The organism is Brevundimonas balnearis (assembly GCF_042434805.1).
Taxonomy (GTDB): domain Bacteria; phylum Pseudomonadota; class Alphaproteobacteria; order Caulobacterales; family Caulobacteraceae; genus Brevundimonas; species Brevundimonas balnearis.
Window position 1 is genome coordinate 1 of record NZ_JBHLSW010000014.1, and the last position, 16,641, is coordinate 16,641.

15 protein-coding genes are annotated in these 16,641 nt (G+C 69.0%); 3 read left to right on the forward strand and 12 right to left on the reverse strand.

What is annotated here, in order from left to right; translation table 11 throughout:
- Positions 1 to 64 precede the first annotated feature (64 nt).
- The 7 genes from ACFFGE_RS12550 to ACFFGE_RS12580 all read right to left on the reverse strand — a co-directional run bounded on the left by ACFFGE_RS12550 (position 65) and on the right by ACFFGE_RS12580 (position 5,976).
- Positions 65 to 427 carry a hypothetical protein gene (locus tag ACFFGE_RS12550; protein ID WP_376836762.1) on the reverse strand — a complete coding sequence of 121 codons (363 nt, stop codon included), beginning with the start codon at positions 425 to 427 and terminating at the stop codon, positions 65 to 67.
- An 85-nt stretch (positions 428 to 512) separates the two neighbouring features.
- A complete protein-coding gene (locus ACFFGE_RS12555; RefSeq protein WP_376836851.1) occupies positions 513 to 1,310 on the reverse strand; it encodes an enoyl-ACP reductase FabI in 798 nt (265 codons plus the stop codon).
- Positions 1,311 to 1,369: 59 nt separating this feature from the next.
- Positions 1,370 to 2,620, reverse strand: a complete 1,251-nt coding sequence (locus tag ACFFGE_RS12560) for a cation:proton antiporter (protein WP_376836763.1) — start codon at positions 2,618 to 2,620, stop codon at positions 1,370 to 1,372.
- 260 nt (positions 2,621 to 2,880) lie between these two features.
- Positions 2,881 to 3,492 (reverse strand): DUF3800 domain-containing protein, encoded by a 612-nt coding sequence (locus tag ACFFGE_RS12565; RefSeq protein WP_376836764.1) that lies wholly within the window; start codon positions 3,490 to 3,492, stop codon positions 2,881 to 2,883.
- A 32-nt stretch (positions 3,493 to 3,524) separates the two neighbouring features.
- Positions 3,525 to 4,754: a beta-ketoacyl-ACP synthase I gene (gene fabB / locus ACFFGE_RS12570; RefSeq protein WP_376836765.1), complete on the reverse strand. Its 1,230-nt coding sequence runs from the start codon at positions 4,752 to 4,754 to the stop codon at positions 3,525 to 3,527.
- A 67-nt stretch (positions 4,755 to 4,821) separates the two neighbouring features.
- On the reverse strand, positions 4,822 to 5,367 hold the full coding sequence (gene fabA / locus ACFFGE_RS12575) for a 3-hydroxyacyl-[acyl-carrier-protein] dehydratase FabA (protein WP_376836766.1): 546 nt from the start codon (positions 5,365 to 5,367) through the stop codon (positions 4,822 to 4,824).
- A gap of 78 nt (positions 5,368 to 5,445) precedes the next feature.
- Complete coding sequence (locus ACFFGE_RS12580; RefSeq protein WP_376836768.1) at positions 5,446 to 5,976, reverse strand: SH3 domain-containing protein; 531 nt, start codon at positions 5,974 to 5,976, stop codon at positions 5,446 to 5,448.
- A 79-nt stretch (positions 5,977 to 6,055) separates the two neighbouring features.
- Here ACFFGE_RS12580 and ACFFGE_RS12585 point away from each other — a divergent pair, with 79 nt between their 5' ends.
- Positions 6,056 to 7,042 carry a 2-hydroxyacid dehydrogenase gene (locus tag ACFFGE_RS12585; RefSeq protein WP_376836769.1) on the forward strand — a complete coding sequence of 329 codons (987 nt, stop codon included), beginning with the start codon at positions 6,056 to 6,058 and terminating at the stop codon, positions 7,040 to 7,042.
- Between the two features lie 96 nt (positions 7,043 to 7,138).
- Positions 7,139 to 7,987, forward strand: coding sequence for a hypothetical protein (locus ACFFGE_RS12590; RefSeq protein ID WP_376836770.1), 849 nt, complete (start codon positions 7,139 to 7,141; stop codon positions 7,985 to 7,987).
- A gap of 3 nt (positions 7,988 to 7,990) precedes the next feature.
- Here the strand turns inward: ACFFGE_RS12590 and ACFFGE_RS12595 are convergent, their stop codons facing one another.
- From ACFFGE_RS12595 to lepA, 5 genes are all read right to left on the reverse strand, one after another.
- The gene (locus ACFFGE_RS12595) at positions 7,991 to 9,154 is read right to left on the reverse strand and encodes an aminotransferase class V-fold PLP-dependent enzyme (protein ID WP_376836771.1); all 1,164 of its coding nucleotides are present in this window, start codon (positions 9,152 to 9,154) and stop codon (positions 7,991 to 7,993) included.
- Between the two features lie 84 nt (positions 9,155 to 9,238).
- Positions 9,239 to 9,832 (reverse strand): hypothetical protein, encoded by a 594-nt coding sequence (locus ACFFGE_RS12600; protein ID WP_376836772.1) that lies wholly within the window; start codon positions 9,830 to 9,832, stop codon positions 9,239 to 9,241.
- 132 nt (positions 9,833 to 9,964) lie between these two features.
- Positions 9,965 to 10,303 carry a type II toxin-antitoxin system PemK/MazF family toxin gene (locus ACFFGE_RS12605; protein ID WP_376836773.1) on the reverse strand — a complete coding sequence of 113 codons (339 nt, stop codon included), beginning with the start codon at positions 10,301 to 10,303 and terminating at the stop codon, positions 9,965 to 9,967.
- The gene (locus ACFFGE_RS12610) at positions 10,300 to 13,488 is read right to left on the reverse strand and encodes an N-6 DNA methylase (RefSeq protein WP_376836774.1); all 3,189 of its coding nucleotides are present in this window, start codon (positions 13,486 to 13,488) and stop codon (positions 10,300 to 10,302) included. The genes ACFFGE_RS12605 and ACFFGE_RS12610 overlap by 4 nt, the downstream gene beginning before the upstream one ends.
- Before the next feature lie 37 nt (positions 13,489 to 13,525).
- Positions 13,526 to 15,334, reverse strand: a complete 1,809-nt coding sequence (lepA, locus tag ACFFGE_RS12615) for a translation elongation factor 4 (RefSeq protein WP_376836776.1) — start codon at positions 15,332 to 15,334, stop codon at positions 13,526 to 13,528.
- A gap of 164 nt (positions 15,335 to 15,498) precedes the next feature.
- Between lepA and ACFFGE_RS12620 the strand changes: the two genes are divergently transcribed.
- Positions 15,499 to 16,641, forward strand: a complete 1,143-nt coding sequence (locus ACFFGE_RS12620; RefSeq protein WP_376836778.1) for an efflux RND transporter periplasmic adaptor subunit — start codon at positions 15,499 to 15,501, stop codon at positions 16,639 to 16,641.

The window sequence follows — 16,641 nt, forward strand, 5'->3', positions numbered from 1 at the left end:
CAGCCAATACAGGTCGCTCATATCCAGACTCCTCAGGAGCCTGAATCAGATCGAACGCCTCACATCAATGGGGCCTGAGCCTAACGGCGTTCCCAAATACTGTCGAGCCTGGTCCTCGACCAAGAGCCCTTCCGAGTTCGCGATTGCTCAATGACACTTGCCCCGTCTGTGGATTGACGTCGCCGAGTTCCGCAGCCTTGGACAAGAACGGCGAAATCGATTGTGCCCCGGCCGCATCCGCGTTCCAGTCCAGCGCGGTCTCCGGATCGGCGCAGGGGTCGGGCGGCTGTTCCTCGGGAACCGGATCGATGCCGCTGACATCGGGCTGATAGGGCTCATAGACCGGTCGCGAGGGGAAGGGGTCGCCTTCCCGGACGCGTCGCCGTCCCTTGACGACGATCTCGCCCACCGTGGTCACGTCGGTCATGCGCGCGTGCTCCCGTCGACCCTGGGAGCATGCCGGTCTCGCCCGCTCCGGACGAGTCACGGCCGCGTGAGGGCGCTTCGGCGCCTCAGCCCTCTTCGTCCCCCGCCAGGCCCATCATGTGGAAGCCGGCGTCGACGTGAACCACCTCGCCGGTCGTGGACAGGCCCAGGTCCGAGCACAGCCACAGGGCGCAGCCGGCGACGCCTTCCATGCTGGTGTCCTCCTTCATCGCCGACATGGCGCGCCCTTGCGCCAGCATGCCCCGGCCGCCGGAGATGCCGGCCAGCGACAGGGTGCGCATGGCGCCGGCCGAGATGGCGTTGACGCGGATGCCCTTCGGCCCCAGGTCGCGCGCCACATAGCGGGTCGCGGCCTCCAGCCCGGCCTTGGCCACGCCCATGGTGTTGTAGTTCGGGATGGCCCGCTCCGCGCCCAGATAGGTCATGGTGACGATCGAGCCGCCGTTCGGCATCAGCTTCGACGCCCGCCTGGACACGTCCACGAAGCTGAACACCGAGATGTTCATGGCCAGCAGGAAACTGTCGCGGGTGGTGTTGTCGACGAAGCTGCCCTGCAGCTCGTTCTTGTTGGCGAAGGCGACCGAGTGGACCACGAAGTCCAGCGTGCCGAAGGTCTTCTCGATCTCGGCGAAGGCGGCGTCCATGGAGGCGTCGTCGGTGACGTCGGCCTGGACGATCAGCTTGGCGTCGACGCTCTCGGCCAGCGGCCGTACCCGCCGCTCCAGCCCCTCGCCCAGGTAGGTGAAGGCCAGCTCCGCCCCCTGCGCCGCCAGCTGGGACGCGATCCCCCAGGCGATGGAGTTGGCGTTGGCCACCCCCATGATCAGGCCCTTCTTGCCCTTCATGAGCTCGCCCTTGGGCATGTTCCAGGCGCTTTCGCCAGCCATCGTCGTCTCCGTGTGCGCGGGCGTCCTGACGCGGATCAGCCCAGCTGTTCGTCCTTGGGCGGTGGGTTAGCAGGGGCGGCCTCGCCCTGCAAAGAGCCTCGCCCCAGCCGGTCGATCAGGGCCATGAGCGGGGTCGAGGTGATCCCGTGGACGACGATCGACGTCAGGATGATGAAGCCGGTGATGGCCCACAGCCGCTCGGAATCGCCGAAGTCGCCGTGATTGATGCCGTAGGCCAGGTAGTAGACCGACCCCAGGCCCCGGATGCCCAGATAGGCCAAGAGCACCCTGTCCCGGCGGGGCAGGGGAGAGCCGATCAAGGACAGGTAGCCCGCGACAGGACGCACGATGAACAGGATGGCCAGGCCGACGCCGACGTCGGTCCAGGTCAGGGCGTCCAGCAGGCCGTTGGCGAGCGCGCCGCCGAACAGCACCAGCAGCAGCATCATCAGCAGGCGTTCGATCTGCTCGGCGAAGTCGTGCATCTCCTCGTGGAAGTCGTCATCGCGCTCGGAGGCGCGGATCGTCAGGGCGCAGACGAAGACGGCGAGGAAGCCGTAGCCGTGCACGATCTCGGTCGCGGCATAGGCGATGAAGGTGGCGCCGATCGCCACCAGACCGTCGGCATGGCGCGAGATGCCGCGTTCGTGCGCGCGGAAGATCAGCCAGCCCATGGCCCTGCCGACCAGCCATCCCATGACGCCGCCGGCGACCAGCTTCCACGCCACGTCGATCGCCAGCCATTGTCCCAAGCCCTGGCCGGCCCAGGTCGTCGCGCCGGCCATCGAGACGAGGATGGCCAGGTTCACGAACGGAAAGGCCAGGGCGTCGTTCAACCCGGCCTCGGCCGTCAGGTTGAAGCGGACCTCATTGTCCTCGCCGGACCGGGGGGGGCCGGTCTGGACGTCGGAGGCCAGCACCGGATCGGTCGGCGCCATGGCCGCGCCGAGCAGCAGCGCCATGGCCAGGCTGAAGCCCAGCCCAATGACACCCAGCCAGGCGGTCGCGGCGATGGTCAGGGGCATGGCGACGGCCAGCAGCCGCCACGTCGGGCCCCAGCCCTTCAGGCTGACGGGCCGGTCCAGCTTCAGTCCCGCGCCCATCAGCGAGATGATGACGACCAGCTCCGTCAGCCGCTCGGTGATCGTATCCCAGGTGCGGGGATCGGGATCGAAGCCGATGACGTCCAGCGCGAAGACGCCGAAGCCCAGGCCGACGCAGATCATCGCCAGCGACAGCGGCAGCTGCTTCAGCCCCTTGGGCGCCCAGGACACCAGCAGGACCACGGCGCCGAGACCGAGCAGCAGCAGGATGTAGGGGTCGATTTCCAGTGGGTTAGTCAGACTGTTTCACTTCTACGCTTGCTTGATCGGACGGACTCCGATCACGATTCGAGTCAATCGGAACAGAAATAGAACATGTTGACATTCACGGCCGCTCCGGCTATATTCTATTCAAGTGGACTGGGCTTTTCTCGGTCGGCGCTGGGCTCCTGGGCGATCTCGGGGGCCCTTCTGCTTATGGGAACGCTTTCATTAGTATGAGCTCAGGCTTCAGAACGTCGAAGGCGCGGTTCCGGCTCCCACTGACACCCGGAGAAATCTACGCGTTTCAATCCCCAGCTACCGACGTTTGAGGCGATCCTTCGAAAGGTGAGTTCGAGATTGGCGTCCTCAGGACCTCCCCGGCGTTCAAATACGACGTGCTGAAGTCGGCCAGCCCGTCCGAGTTCCATCAGCCGCTCCATCGTTCGCTCCATGCAAAACAAGATAGCGATGTCGTAGGGGTTCCATGGAGAGGCATACCTCTGCGCGAGGCGGTCCTTGTGGATGACGGCGCTGATGATTTCGAACTCCGCCGCGTCCACGACCGCGTTGATGCGGTCGAGGAAGCCTGATCTCAGCTCGGCGTTCGTCCTCAGAAAGCCGAATGGCGGAGATTGCCTGCGGATATCCCGTTCGTGCAGGATGACTTGGTCGTGCCCGAAGTAGTCCAGCTTGAGCGCCTGTATCGCGGGCACGAGCGAGCCGACGTAGGCGTCCTTCTTCACCAGAACAAGAACGAGGACGAACACCGGGTAGGACGCCTCGAAAGACGCCAAGCCGTGATCGCCGCTCTCGTCGGCAAAGATCAGATAGTCCGAGAAGGGCAATTCCACAGAGGATGAGTGACCCAGACCCGTCAAGGTTTCTACACCTTGGAGAAGATCACCGTCCCGTTCGTCCCGCCGAAGCCGAAGCTGTTCGACATCACCGTCGTCAGTTCGCCGTCGTGGCGCTGGCGCAGGATGGGCATGCCCTCGAACTCCGGGTCGAGGTTTTCGATGTGGGCGCTCTCGGCGGCGAAGCCGTGGTGCAGCATCAACAGCGAATAGATCGCCTCCTGCGCCCCGGCCGCGCCCAGGCTGTGGCCCGTCAGCGACTTGGTCGAGGAGATCAGCGGGATGTCGTTTCCGAAGACGTTCCTGACCGCGCCCATCTCCTTGGAATCGCCGACCGGGGTCGAGGTGCCGTGGGGGTTCAGATAGTCGATCCTGCGCCCGCCGGCCTGTTCGATGGCGATCTTCATGCAGCGTTCGGCGCCCTCGCCCGAGGGGGCCACCATGTCGTGGCCGTCGGCGTTCGCGCCATAGCCCACGACCTCGGCGTAGATTCTGGCGCCCCGCGCCTTGGCCCGCTCGTACTCCTCCAGCACCACGATGCCCGCGCCGCCGGCGATGACGAAGCCGTCGCGGTCCTTGTCATAGGCGCGTGAGGCGACCGAGGGCCGGTCGTTGAAGTTCGACGACATGGCGCCCATGGCGTCGAACATGTTCGACATGGACCAGTCGATGTCCTCGACGCCGCCGGCGAAGACCACGTCCTGCTTGCCCCACTGGATCTGTTCGGCGCCCGCCCCGATGCAGTGGGCGCTGGTCGCGCAGGCCGAGCTGATGGAATAGTTCACGCCGCGCATCTGGAACCAGGTCGACAGCACCGCCGAAGGCCCCGACGCCATCGCCTTAGGCACCGCGAAGGGCCCGATGCGCTTGGGCGAGCCCTTCTCGATCGTGGTCTGGGCGGCCTGGAGGATGACCTGGGTCGAGGGGCCGCCCTCGCCGACGATCAGGCCGATGCGGTCGTGCTTGATCTCGTCCGGCGTCATGCCGGAATCCTTCAGCGCCTCCTCGAAGGCGATGTGGCCCCAGGCCGTGCCGTTGGCGAGGAACCGCGCCGCGCGGCGGTCGACCAGCGGCGCCCAGTCCTCGGCCGTCACCCCCAGCGAGGGCGGCGCCCAGACCTGGCTGCGAAAGCCGTGAGCGATGTGATCCGGCGCCGCGACCACGCCGGACTTCGCCGCGCGCAGGGAGGCCGTGACCTCGTCCTGGCCGGTGCCGATGGAGGAGACGATGCCCAGACCCGTGACGACGACACGTCGCATTCGCGAAAACCTTCCCTAGGAACTTTATGTGACATGGGCGGTCTGACGCCGCCCCTCAAGGTGACCGTCAGCCGCCGACCGGCTCGGCCGCGTCGGACGTCTGGGCCTGGAACAGACCCACGCGCATGTCCTGGCAGGTGTAGATCACCTGACCGTCCGCCTCGAGCACGCCGTCGGCGATGCCCATGACCAGACGCCGGTTGATGACCCGCTTCAGATGGACCTTGTAGACCACCTTCCGGATGTCCGGCGTGACCTGGCCGGTGAACTTCACCTCGCCGACCCCCAGCGCCCGGCCGCGTCCCGGCGCGCCGGTCCAGCCCAGGAAGAAGCCGACCAGCTGCCACATGGCGTCCAGGCCCAGGCAGCCCGGCATCACCGGGTCGTTGATGAAGTGGCACTGGAAGAACCAGAGGTCCGGATGGATGTCGAGTTCGGCCTCGACATAGCCCTTGCCGTGCTCGCCGCCGTCCATGGTGATGGAGGTGATGCGGTCGAACATCAGCATCGGCGGGGCCGGCAGCTGGGCGTTGCCGGGCCCGAACAGCTCGCCGCGGCCGGACGCCAGAAGCGCCTCGCGATCGAACGCGCCGGGATAGGGAGAGGTGGTCAAGCTTTCGCCTCCAGTGATCCTTGGGGGCCGTGCCTATACGACCACCGTGCCCGGCTCAACGTCGGACGGCGGAAGGCCTCACCGGACCCCGGGTCGCGAAAGCGCGTCGCAACGGGCCGTTTCCGCCGCGCCCCAGACCCGCCGGGCCTCGATCCAGCCCCTCAGCCGACCGTCCCGCACGCGGCACCAGCCGTCCTCGCAGTCGTCCACCGCGATGAGCGACCGCGGCGACAGGCGCGCGGCCAGTCGCGAGGCGTCGTCGGGCCGGGCGTGGACCGGCGCGGGCGCTCCGGCGGGATTGAAGGCCGTCCGGCGGCTGGACACCACGCTGCGGTGGACCCAGGCGACCGCGCCCTCCGGATCGCAGATCTTGCGCCATTCCCGGGTCTCGGCGACCACCTGCACCGGCAGGCGGGCGGCGCGATACTCCCACAGGATGCGGTAATCCAGCCCCGGCCCGGCGCGGGCCCGGACCTCGTCGGACTTCAGGCTCAGCCAGCGCGGCACCGGCAGGCCGGTCGGCGTGGGCCGCCCGTCGGGCAGGGTCGCGGTCGCCGACAGGGCGAGGCCGGTCAGGATCACGACGGGAAGGACGAGGACGCGGCGCATCTGGCTTTGGCGGGCGGCGGCGGCTTTGCTAGACACCCCTGGAACCCGCCGCGAGCGCGGGCCGGAGGAACGCCCCCAGATGTCGGCGCGTAAGCTTAAGGTCGTCTTAACCCGCCGCCTGCCGGACGCGGTCGAGACGCGCATGCGCGAGCTGTTCGACGCCGAGCTGAACCTCACCGACGCCCCCCTCGACCGGACCGCCCTGATCGAGGCCGTCCGGCGCGCGGACGTGCTGGTCCCGACCATCACCGACCGGATCGACGCGGAGCTGATCGGACTGGCGGGCGAGCAGCTCAGGATGATCGCCAACTTCGGCGCGGGCGTGGACCACATCGACGTGGAGGCGGCGGTCGGGCGCGGTCTGATCGTCACCAACACGCCGGGCGTCCTGACCGAGGACACCGCCGACCTGGCCATGAGCCTGATCCTGGCGGTCAGCCGCCGGATCGTGGAGGGCGCGGCGGTCATGGCCGAGGGCCGCTTCGCCGGCTGGACGCCGACCTGGATGTGCGGGCGCAAGCTCTGGGGCAAGCGGCTGGGGATCGTCGGCATGGGCCGCATCGGCCAGGCGCTCGCCCGCCGCGCCCGCGCCTTCGGCCTTCAGGTCCACTATCACAATCGAAAGCGCGTCTCGGCCGCCGTCGAGGAGGAGCTGTCGGCGACCTACTGGGACGACCTGGACCAGATGCTGTCGCGCATGGACATCGTCTCCCTCAACTGCCCGGCGACGAAGGAGACCCACCACCTGATGTCGGCCGAACGGCTGGCGCGGCTTCAGCCGCACGTCATCCTGATCAACACCGCGCGCGGCGAGCTGATCGACGAGGCGGCCCTCGCCGAGGCCGTCGACCGGAACCGCCTGGCGGGCGTCGGGCTGGACGTCTTCGAGCACGAGCCCGAGGTTCATCCCGGCCTGGTCGGCCGCCCCAATGTGGTGCTGCTGCCGCACCTGGGCTCCGCGACCCAGGAGGCGCGCCAGGACATGGGCGACCGGGTGATCCTGAACGTCATGACCTTCCAGAACGGCCACCGGCCCCCGGACCGCGTCATTCCCGCCATGCTCTGAGGCGAACCGTCCGCCCGGGAGCGGTCGCGGCTTAGAGGCGACGGAATTCGATGCTAGGCGTTAACCTGTCTGAACGCTGAAGCTGGAGACCGAACCTTGCGTCGTTTCCTCGTCTGGTCGGCCCTCGCCGCCCTGATCGGCCTGGTCCTCGCCATCGGCGGCTACTGGGCCTACTGGAACTTCTACGCCCGGTTCCAGCCGGTGACGATCTCGCGCGGCCAGGCCGAGATCCAGCGGCTGCTGGACGAGGCGTCCTGGGTCTCCGCCGGCGGCGGCGGCCAGCCGGTCTATGTCGTCACCTACCGCGAGAGCGCGGCCGGACAGCGCTACGAGGCCGAGGAGTTCGCCAAGCTGCGCGCCGGGGGCGCGGAGCCGCGCGTCATCGTCTTCGCCCGCGCCGACCGCGAGGGCCTGGCCCAGTCCACCCCCGCCGAGCGCGCCACCGTGGCCGAGCTCTGGCTGACCCGCGACTGGGACCTCTACGCCCGCTGGACCGCGACGCCGATCCGCAACTGGACCGCGGCGGGCGTGCCCTCGGCCGACGGCAACCTGGCGCGCTCGGCGGTGGTCGAGGCCAGCCGCGACTTCGTCGACCGCCTCGGCGCCCTGCTTCAGGAGGCCGGCGTGCCGAACGGCTATCCGATCGTGCTGTGGCGCGACCGCGAGGGCTATCTGAAGGCCTGCGCCTGTTCCGACGCCCGCTCCTGGGCCTTCATCCGCGACGACCTGGACGCGCCCGACGCCGTGGGCGTCCCCGCGCCCCCGCCGGTGGAGCCGGGCTCGCCGCCCCCGCCCTATCCAGAGGTCGGCCCGCTTCAGGACCCGCTGCCCGAGATCCCGGCCGAGCCCAGCGCGCCGCCCGAGGGCGTGGCCCCGCCGCCCGCCGACCGCACGCCCCCGCCCCCGCCCAAGGCCGAGCGGCAGGACGACACGACCTTCTTCTGAGGCTCAGAGCGCCTTGGCGCAGACGGAGGCCAGCCGCGCCACGTCGTCCTCGTCCTGGTACAGGCCGAAGCCGAAGCGGATGATGTCCTCGCGCACGTCGGTGACCACGTTCGCCTCCAGCAGCCTCGCCCGCCACGCCTGCGCGTCCGGGTGGCGCAGCGCCAGGAACCGCGCGCGGGGCTCGTCGCCGCTGACCGGGTTGACGATCTCCGCCTCGCCCAGCCGACCCGCGCCGCCCGACCGGATCAGGTCCTGGAACCGCGCCTGCAGCCCCCGCGCATGGTCCGCGATCGCCGCCGTGGTCAGCCCCTCGGCCGCCAGCATCCGCCGCACATGATTGAACCGGTAGAGGGCTGTGAAGTCATAGGTCGCGCCCCAGAACCGGCCCGCGTCGCGCCGATACCGGACCCCGCCCGGCGGCCCCTGCAGGTTGCCGAACTCGGCGAACCAGCCGGTGATCACCGGCCGCTCGCAGTAGCCGTCCGGCGCGTGCAGCATCCCGGCCCCCTCGCCGGTCATGGCGTATTTGTAGCCCCCGGTCACATAGAAGATCCGGTCCGCCACGGCCGACAGGTCCGTCGGCACGGCCATGAAGCCGTGATAGCCGTCCACGACCACCCACGGCCCCTCCGGCCGCGCCAGCGCCGCCAGCGCCTCGATCCCGTCGAAGCGCCAGCCCGAGCGGAAGAACACCTGGCTGACCACGATCAGGTCGAACCCGCCCGTGCGCGCCTGCGCCAGGAACCGCTCGTCCAGCGTCGCGATCGGCGCGGCCGGCACGCGGGTCACCACCGCCTCCCCCGCCTCCTCCCAGCGTTCGGCCTGGCGGCGGAAGGCGTGGAACTCCCCGTCGGTGGTCAGGATCCGCACCGGCCGCCGCGCCAGGCCGGAGACGATCCGCACCAGGAAGTCGTGGGTATTGCCCGCGAACACCACCGTGTTCGGATCCGGCAGGGACAGCTCCCCGGCCACATGCCCCTGCGCCTGCGGCAGCACCTCGTCGAACAGCAGGTCCCACTTGCGGTCCGCGTGCCGGTTGGCGTCCTCCCACGCCTTCGTCTGCCCCTCGAAGCTGGCGTCCGGCCACAGGTGATGGCTGTGCGCGGCGAAGTGCAGCCGCTCCGGGTTCAGCGCCAGCGCGCGCGAGAACAGGGACTTGAAGCTCAAGACGACGACCTCCCACGCCACGCGGCGGCGCGGCGGACCCCGTCGTCTTAAGGCCTCGGGCCCGTCAGGGGAATCGCCCCCGGCTCAGGCCCCGCCCGCCGCCTCCGCCGCCTCCGCCGCCTCGATCGCCATCCGGTCGGCCATGACGTCCATACGCTTCAGGATCGAGGTCTTCAGCGCCTCCAGCTCCTCCTCCGGCATCCCGGACGGCGCGGGCGGCGCGCCCTTCACCAGCCGCGCATAGCTCTCGGCCAGCCCCGCCAGAGCCTTGGCCTCGGCCCACAGCCGCCCGCGCATCGCCCGCCCCGACGCCAGGATCGCCATCCGCGCCAGGGCCGCCGGATCGCCCTCGTCCGCGTCCAGCGTCAGGCCCGCGAACAGCCGTGCGGCCACCGCCTCGGGGGCGTTCCTCCGCGCCTCCTCCAGCTCCGCCTCGCGCGCCAGCGCCTGGCGGATCGCCTGGGCGTCGCCCCAGTCGCGCTTGGTCGCCCCGTGCCGGGTCACACGCCTGCGGATCGCGTGCACCGAGACCCGCCACTTGCGCGCCAGGAAGGGCGCCGTCGCCCCCTCCCGATACTCCGTGACGATCAGCTCCCAGGTCGCCGTCGACAGCCGATAATGCGCCGGCCGATCCGCCGCGGGCGGCGGCGGGGCGGGACCTGTGAAAGCCTGGGTCATGCCCCATGGTCCGACGGCGCTGAGGGCTGGCAGTCGAAAGCCCCGGGGCGCGTCGCTGACCCCCACGACGGCGCGTCGGACGATGAAGGCGAAAAGGCTCAGCCCTTCGTTGTTTCCGCCCCTGACACCGAGTTAGCCGAGTCCCTGAAACGCGATGAGGGCCGCGTTGACCTCGCCCAACAGGGTCTCTTCCAGGACCCCGCATCGGGTCTGCACCCGGTCGCGGCGGATGGTCACGACCTTGTCGATCTGGATGGTGCTGGCCGCCTCCAGCCCATTGGCCTCGGTCGGTTCGACGGGCAACCTAAAGAACACGTCCTGTCGCGCCTCCGGATCGCTTGTGATCAGACAGAACTGGAGGCTGGCGTGATCGTCCAGCCCCTCGGCCTGGATCAGAAGGGCGGGGCGGGGCTTGTTGGTATAGGGGCCTTTCTCGGCGACGACCCAGATCTCGCCCCGCGCCGGGGTCACGGATCAAGCCCGCCGCTGACGGACTGGATGTATTCCGCCTCCTCGGCCAGGCGGATTTCGGCCGGGTCATCGCGGTGCCGTGCGATCCAGGCCTCGGCTTCCGCCATCATGCGGTCGCGCTCGGCCGGGTTTCGGCGCGCCAGACGCGGCGCGCGCGAGGCCGTGTCGTCCGGGCCCAGCAGGCGGTTCACCAGATCGTCGATCTCGCCGGAGACGCCGTCGTCGGTCAGGGCGCGACGGATCAGGCCGCGTGCGCGGGTGAACGGCTGGTCCGGATCGACCACAACCCGCGCGGCCAGGCTCTCGGCGCGCGCCCCGGCCCGCGCCAGGTCCTGATGCAGCGCGTCCCGCTCGTCGAAGCGGGGGATGGGCAGGGTGAAGAACAGCTTGTCGAAATCCCGCGCTCCCTGTTCGCCCCGCGACTGCATATGGGCGATCCGCATCCGCGCGGCGTCGCTGTTCAGGATGGCGGTCAGATAAGCGGCTTCGCTTAGGGTCTCGACGGTGGCCCAATAGAGCTTGTGTTCGATGATCGCTGACGGGTCTCGCACAATTGCGGCTGCCGGGAGTGTGCCAGAGGCACTGAAAGCTACCCGGATCAAACCGGGATTGGCTTGGTTGGACAGACCTCGTTGGAAGTTCCACCGCTCGACGAGAGACATCGCACCGGCACTTGAAGCGCCCCATAGTCTTTGCCCGTTCTCCATCCATCGGCTGAGATGGACAAATCCCCGGTTTGCCGCTGCGTCCGCGCCCAACATGTCCCCACCCGGCAGCATTGGGATCACACCCTCGCTGGCCGTGAGCACGCGGAAGGGCGCAATCGAGTCGCCGAGCAGGATCGGCCGCAGGAACTCAAGCTCCACCGGCCCTTCCAGACCGGGAAGATCACGCCAGGGCTTCTTCTCGAGTCTGGACCGCTTGCTCCGCACGATGGGCGCGGCCGAAGACACGCCCAGCCGTCCGCCAGCCACGCGCTCGACCAGGCACAGCATGCGCGGCACCAGGGTCGCGCCCTGACGGAACCTTTCCCGATAAGGCGACCCCGTCTTGAAGCTGACAACCGTGGGCGCCTCGGTGGCGTAGACGGTGATATAGCGCGCCGCCTCGGCCTCGCTGGCGTCCTTGCGCCCATTGGGCAGGCGACCGACGAAGGTCGTCGCCCTTGTCGGAATGGGCTTGGGCATGACGCTGCGGGTGGCGAACAGAACGCAGGTCGGCACCCGAAACAGGGGCTGGATGTCCTGATTGTCCAGAACCCAGGCCTGGTCGAAGGCGACGTGGGCGCCCGTCCAGCTGCCCGACCGGAACCCCTTGAACTGGCCCCGCGTCATGGCCGCGAGCGGCAGGACCATGGCGATCCGCCCGCCTGGCTGGCCGTCCAAGGGCGGCCTCAGATACAGCTCCGTGGTCCGCGCGAAGAACAGGCCCGACAGATCGGTCTGGGTGACCAGCTTGCTTTCGTCCTTGCCCGAGACCCAGACGCCCAGGTCCTTGCTCGACTGGCGGAACCGCTTCTGCATCGGCTTGGACATGTAGCGATAGGACAGCCACGGCGGATTGCCGACGATGACGTCCATCTTGGCCCCCTGCGACACCGCAATAGGCCGGCTCAGGTTGCGCGCCACAAACGTCCAGATGTGGTCCCGCCCGTGTTCCCTCAGCCGCTTGAAGTCGGCATAGGTCCGTTCCAGCGTCTTCAGCTCGTCCGCCCGCGCGCCTTGCCGCGCCGCCAGCGCGGAGAACGCCTCGACCGTGCGGCCCTGTTCGCCCGACTGGTCCATCAGGGCGGCGATGCGGTCGAAGTCGGCGGTGCGTTCGCACAGGCTCAGCGGAAACCGCAGGCTGGACCGCCCCATCAGCGGCATGGAGGGATCGGGCGGCACCTCCACGATCAGGTCCTGTTCCAGATGATCGCGCTGGACGTTCCATTGCAGGGCGTCGCCCAGGAACACCGGCACGGCGAACTCTCCATGCCGCTGGGTCAGGGCCGGTCCCAGCCCCAGCAGATAGGTCACCCGCGCAAAGATCACCGCGACCGGATGGACGTCGAAGCCATAGACCTGCTCGGACAGGGTGACGGCCATCTGCTCGACCGGCACGCCCTTCTTTTCCAGCGCCGCCCGCTTCAGCCGCAGGGTCTGGAACAGGAATGTGCCGGACCCGCAGGAGGGGTCCAGCACACGCTCGGTCGCCGCGTGGCGTACGGTGTTCCTCACAACCTTCGCGGCCAGCCAGTCGGGGGTGTAGTATTCGCCCAGATCATGCCGCTGCGCCGGGTCGATCAGGCTCTCATACAGGACCTTCAGCAGATCGACCTGGATGTCGCCCAGATCGAAACGGGCGGCGTGTTCGACCAGCTGTTCGACGATCCGTTCGCCCTCAGGCGCCAGCAGCAGCCACCCGAAGAAGTCGTCCTCGACCGCGCCGCGCACCCCGGCCTGATCGAAGCGGGACCCGTCCAAAAGCTCGCGGGGCGACTGGCCGTCGAACCCCATCGCGCCCGCCGCGATCGCCTTGGCCACGGTCACCAGGTAGGTGTGCTGCAGCCACAGGGCGTCGTCTTCGACCAGCTTGGTCTCGTCGCCATAGACGCTGCCCATGTGCCGCGCCCACAGCTGGCGCTTCAGCGCCGCCTCGGGGTTCAGGCGCACCTTGTCCCAAACCTCGGCCAGACGGGCTGAAACCCGCGCGAACGCCGTGCTTTCACGGCCCAGCTCGTTGATGATGTTCAGGGCGTCGGCCGGCAGGCGGTCCTGAACCGCCACCACACCTTCCAGCCAGGCGATCAGGTTGCGTGGCTTGTCCTTCTTGGTCTCGTGGCGGGTCAGTTCGCGCAGGCCCTCGCCGTCAGTCTCGAAGGCGATGAACTCGGCGCCATCCGTGGTCAGGCCGACGTATCGCTGGCCAGTCTCGGCCTCGCGTTGCGGCAGATAGCGCGACAGCTGGTGCTTGGCGTCGGCCAGCTCTCGCCTAAGGTCGGACTTGATCTCGATGATGGTTCGCCCCAGCAGGGCGTCGATCCGGCCCGCCACCTCGGGCACCTGCCGCTCGAAGTCGATCTGGGTCGAATCCGCGCCGAGCGCGTCCGTCAGCAGCCGGTGGACGAGGGTCCGCACCTTCTCGTGCTTGGGACGCCCCGCCAGCTCGGCGACCGTCTTCTCCAGGACCTCCGGGGCGATCATGGGCGAATCCTAAGGCGCGTTCGCGGCGCGCGCCACCTCAATCCCCATCCATCTTCAGGGCCGCGATGAACGCCTCCTGCGGGATCTCGACCTTGCCGAACTGGCGCATCCGCTTCTTGCCTTCCTTCTGCTTCTCCAGAAGCTTCTTCTTGCGGGTGGCGTCGCCGCCGTAGCATTTGGCGGTGACGTCCTTCCTCAGGGCGCGGACGGTCTCGCGGGCGATGATCTTGCCGCCGATGGCGGCCTGGATCGGAATCTGGAACAGGTGCTGGGGGATCAGGTCCTTCATCTTCTCGACCATGCCCCGGCCGCGCGTCTCGGCGCGTGAGCGGTGCACCAGCATCGACAGGGCGTCGACCGGCTCGCCGTTGACCAGGATCGACATCTTGACCAGGTCGCCGGGGCGGTAGTCCGACAGCTCGTAGTCGAAGCTGGCGTAGCCCTTCGAGATCGACTTCAGCCGGTCGTAGAAGTCGAACACCACCTCGTTCAGCGGCAGGTCGTAGACGACCATCGCCCGGCTGCCGACGTAGCTGAGCTCCTTCTGCTCGCCGCGGCGGTCCTGGCACAGCTTGATGACCCCGCCCAGGTATTCGTCGGGGGTGAAGATCGTCGCCTTGATCCACGGCTCGGCGATCTCGAGGATCTGCATCGGGTCGGGCATGTCGGCGGGGTTGTGCAACTCGATCTCGGAGCCGTCCCGGAGCTTCATCCTGTAGACCACCGACGGGGCGGTCGCGATCAGGTCCAGGTTGAACTCTCGGCTCAGCCGCTCCTGGATGATCTCCAGGTGCAGCAGGCCCAGGAACCCGCAGCGGAAGCCGAAGCCGAGCGCGGCCGAGGACTCCATCTCGTAGTTGAAGCTGGCGTCGTTCAGGCGCAGGCGCGCGATCGCGGCGCGCAGGTCCTCGAAGTCGGCGGCGTCGGTCGGGAACAGGCCGCAGAAGACCACCGACTGGACCTCCTTGAACCCCTTCAGCGGCTCGGCCGTGGGCCGCTTCTCGTCGGTGATGGTGTCGCCGACGGCGGCGTGGGCCACCTCCTTGATCTGGGCGGTGATGAAGCCGACCTCGCCGGGCCCCAGGCTTTCGACCGGGGTGTTCTTGGGCAGGAAGACGCCGACCCGGTCGACCAGGTGGGTCGTGCCGTTCTGCATGAACTTGACCCGCTGCCCGGCCTTCAGCACGCCGTCGAAGACCCGCACCAAGAGGACGACGCCCAGGTAGGGGTCGTACCAGGCGTCGACCAGCATGGCCTTCAGCGGCTTGTCGACGTCGCCCCTGGGCGGGGGCAGGCGGGTGACGATCGCCTCCAGCACCTCCTCGATGCCGAGGCCGGTCTTGGCCGAGCACTCGACCGCGTCCGAGGCGTCGATGCCGATGACCTCCTCGATCTGGGCCTTGACCCGTTCGGGCTCGGCGGCCGGCAGGTCGATCTTGTTCAGGACCGGCACGATCTCGTGGTTGTTGTCGATGGCCTGGTAGACGTTGGCGAGGGTCTGGGCCTCGACGCCCTGCGAGGCGTCCACCACCAGGATCGAGCCCTCGCACGCCGCCAGCGACCGGCTGACCTCATAGGCGAAGTCCACGTGGCCGGGCGTGTCCATCAGGTTCAGGACATAGGTCTCGCCGTCCTTGGCCTTGTAGTTCAGGCGCACCGTCTGCGCCTTGATGGTGATGCCCCGCTCCTGTTCGATCTCCATCGAATCAAGAACCTGTTCCCGCATTTCCCGCGCCGTCAGCCCGCCGGTGAACTGAATCAGCCGGTCCGACAGCGTCGATTTGCCGTGGTCGATGTGAGCGACCACCGAGAAATTCCGGATGCGCGAGATGGGGGGAGTCGTCATGCGGCGCCCGCTACCACGCCCGGCCCGCGCCGCCAATGTGACGAGCGCGACAAGGCCGCCGGCGCATTACAAGCCGGTAATGCGGCCTTGGCCCCGTTCCTGACCCACTCCGTTCAGTATATAGGAGCCCCGACCTCCCGAACGCCTCCCATGGGGATTTCCGCGTGATCGACTGGACAAGGGCGAGCGCCCTCGCGACCGCCTCCGCTCTGACGCTTCTGCTCGCGGCCTGCGGCGAGGGTGGGGCCGAGAAGGCCGATGCGGCCCCGGTGGCCAACCAGACCGTCACCGCCGCCACGGTCGCGGCGCTCGAGCTGCCGCGCACGGTGACGGCGTCCGGCACGATCTCGCCGTGGGAGGACGTTCGCGTGGGCGCCGAGACCGGCGGCCTGACGGCGACCCAGGTCTATGTCGAGGAAGGCCAGTACGTGCGGCAGGGCCAGGTGCTGGTCCAGCTGAACGACGACCTCCTGCAGGCCGACGTCCGCTCGCAGCAGGCGTCAGTGGCGCAGGCCGAGGCCAATCTCGCACGGGAGACCGCCGAGCTGGGCCGGGCGCGGGAGCTGCGCGAACGGGGCTTCCTGTCCCAGGCGTCGCTGGACCAGGCGGTGTCGGAGGAACGGTCGGCCCGGGCGACGCTGGATCAGGCCCGCGCCCAGCTGTCGGCGACCCGTACGCGACTGGAGCAGACGCGGGTGCGCGCCCCGGTCGCGGGCCTGGTGTCGGCCCGCAGCGTCACTCGGGGCCAGATCGTGCAGGCGGGGACGGAGCTGTTCCGCCTGGTGCGCGACGGCCGCGTCGAGCTGGACGCCCAGGTGCCGGAGGCGGAGCTTCGCCTCGTGCGGGCCGGCCAGCCGGCGACCGTGACCTCCGACCAGACGGGCTCGACCACCGGCACGGTCCGCATCGTCACGCCCCAGGTCGATCCCCAGACCCGCCTCGGCGTGGCGCGCATCTCCGTGCCCGCCGCCTCCGGCCTGCGCCCCGGCATGTTCGCCCGGGCGGAGATCAACGTCGGCGCTCAGCCGTCGCTGGTGATCCCCTCCTCGGCGATCGTGTACCGCGAGGGCCAGGCGGGCGTTTATGTCATCGGCCGGGGCGACGTCGTCTCGTTCACCGCCGTGCAGCCCGGCGTGCGCCAGGGCGACCTCCTGGCGATCAACTCCGGCCTGACCGCCGGCCAGCGGGTGGTGGTGCAGGGCGCCGGCTTCCTGGGCGAGGGCGATCGTGTCCGTATCGTCGCGCCGGTGACCCGCGACGCCGCGACGGCCGCCGCGCGCCAGGCCGCGACGGCGGATCAGGGCTGA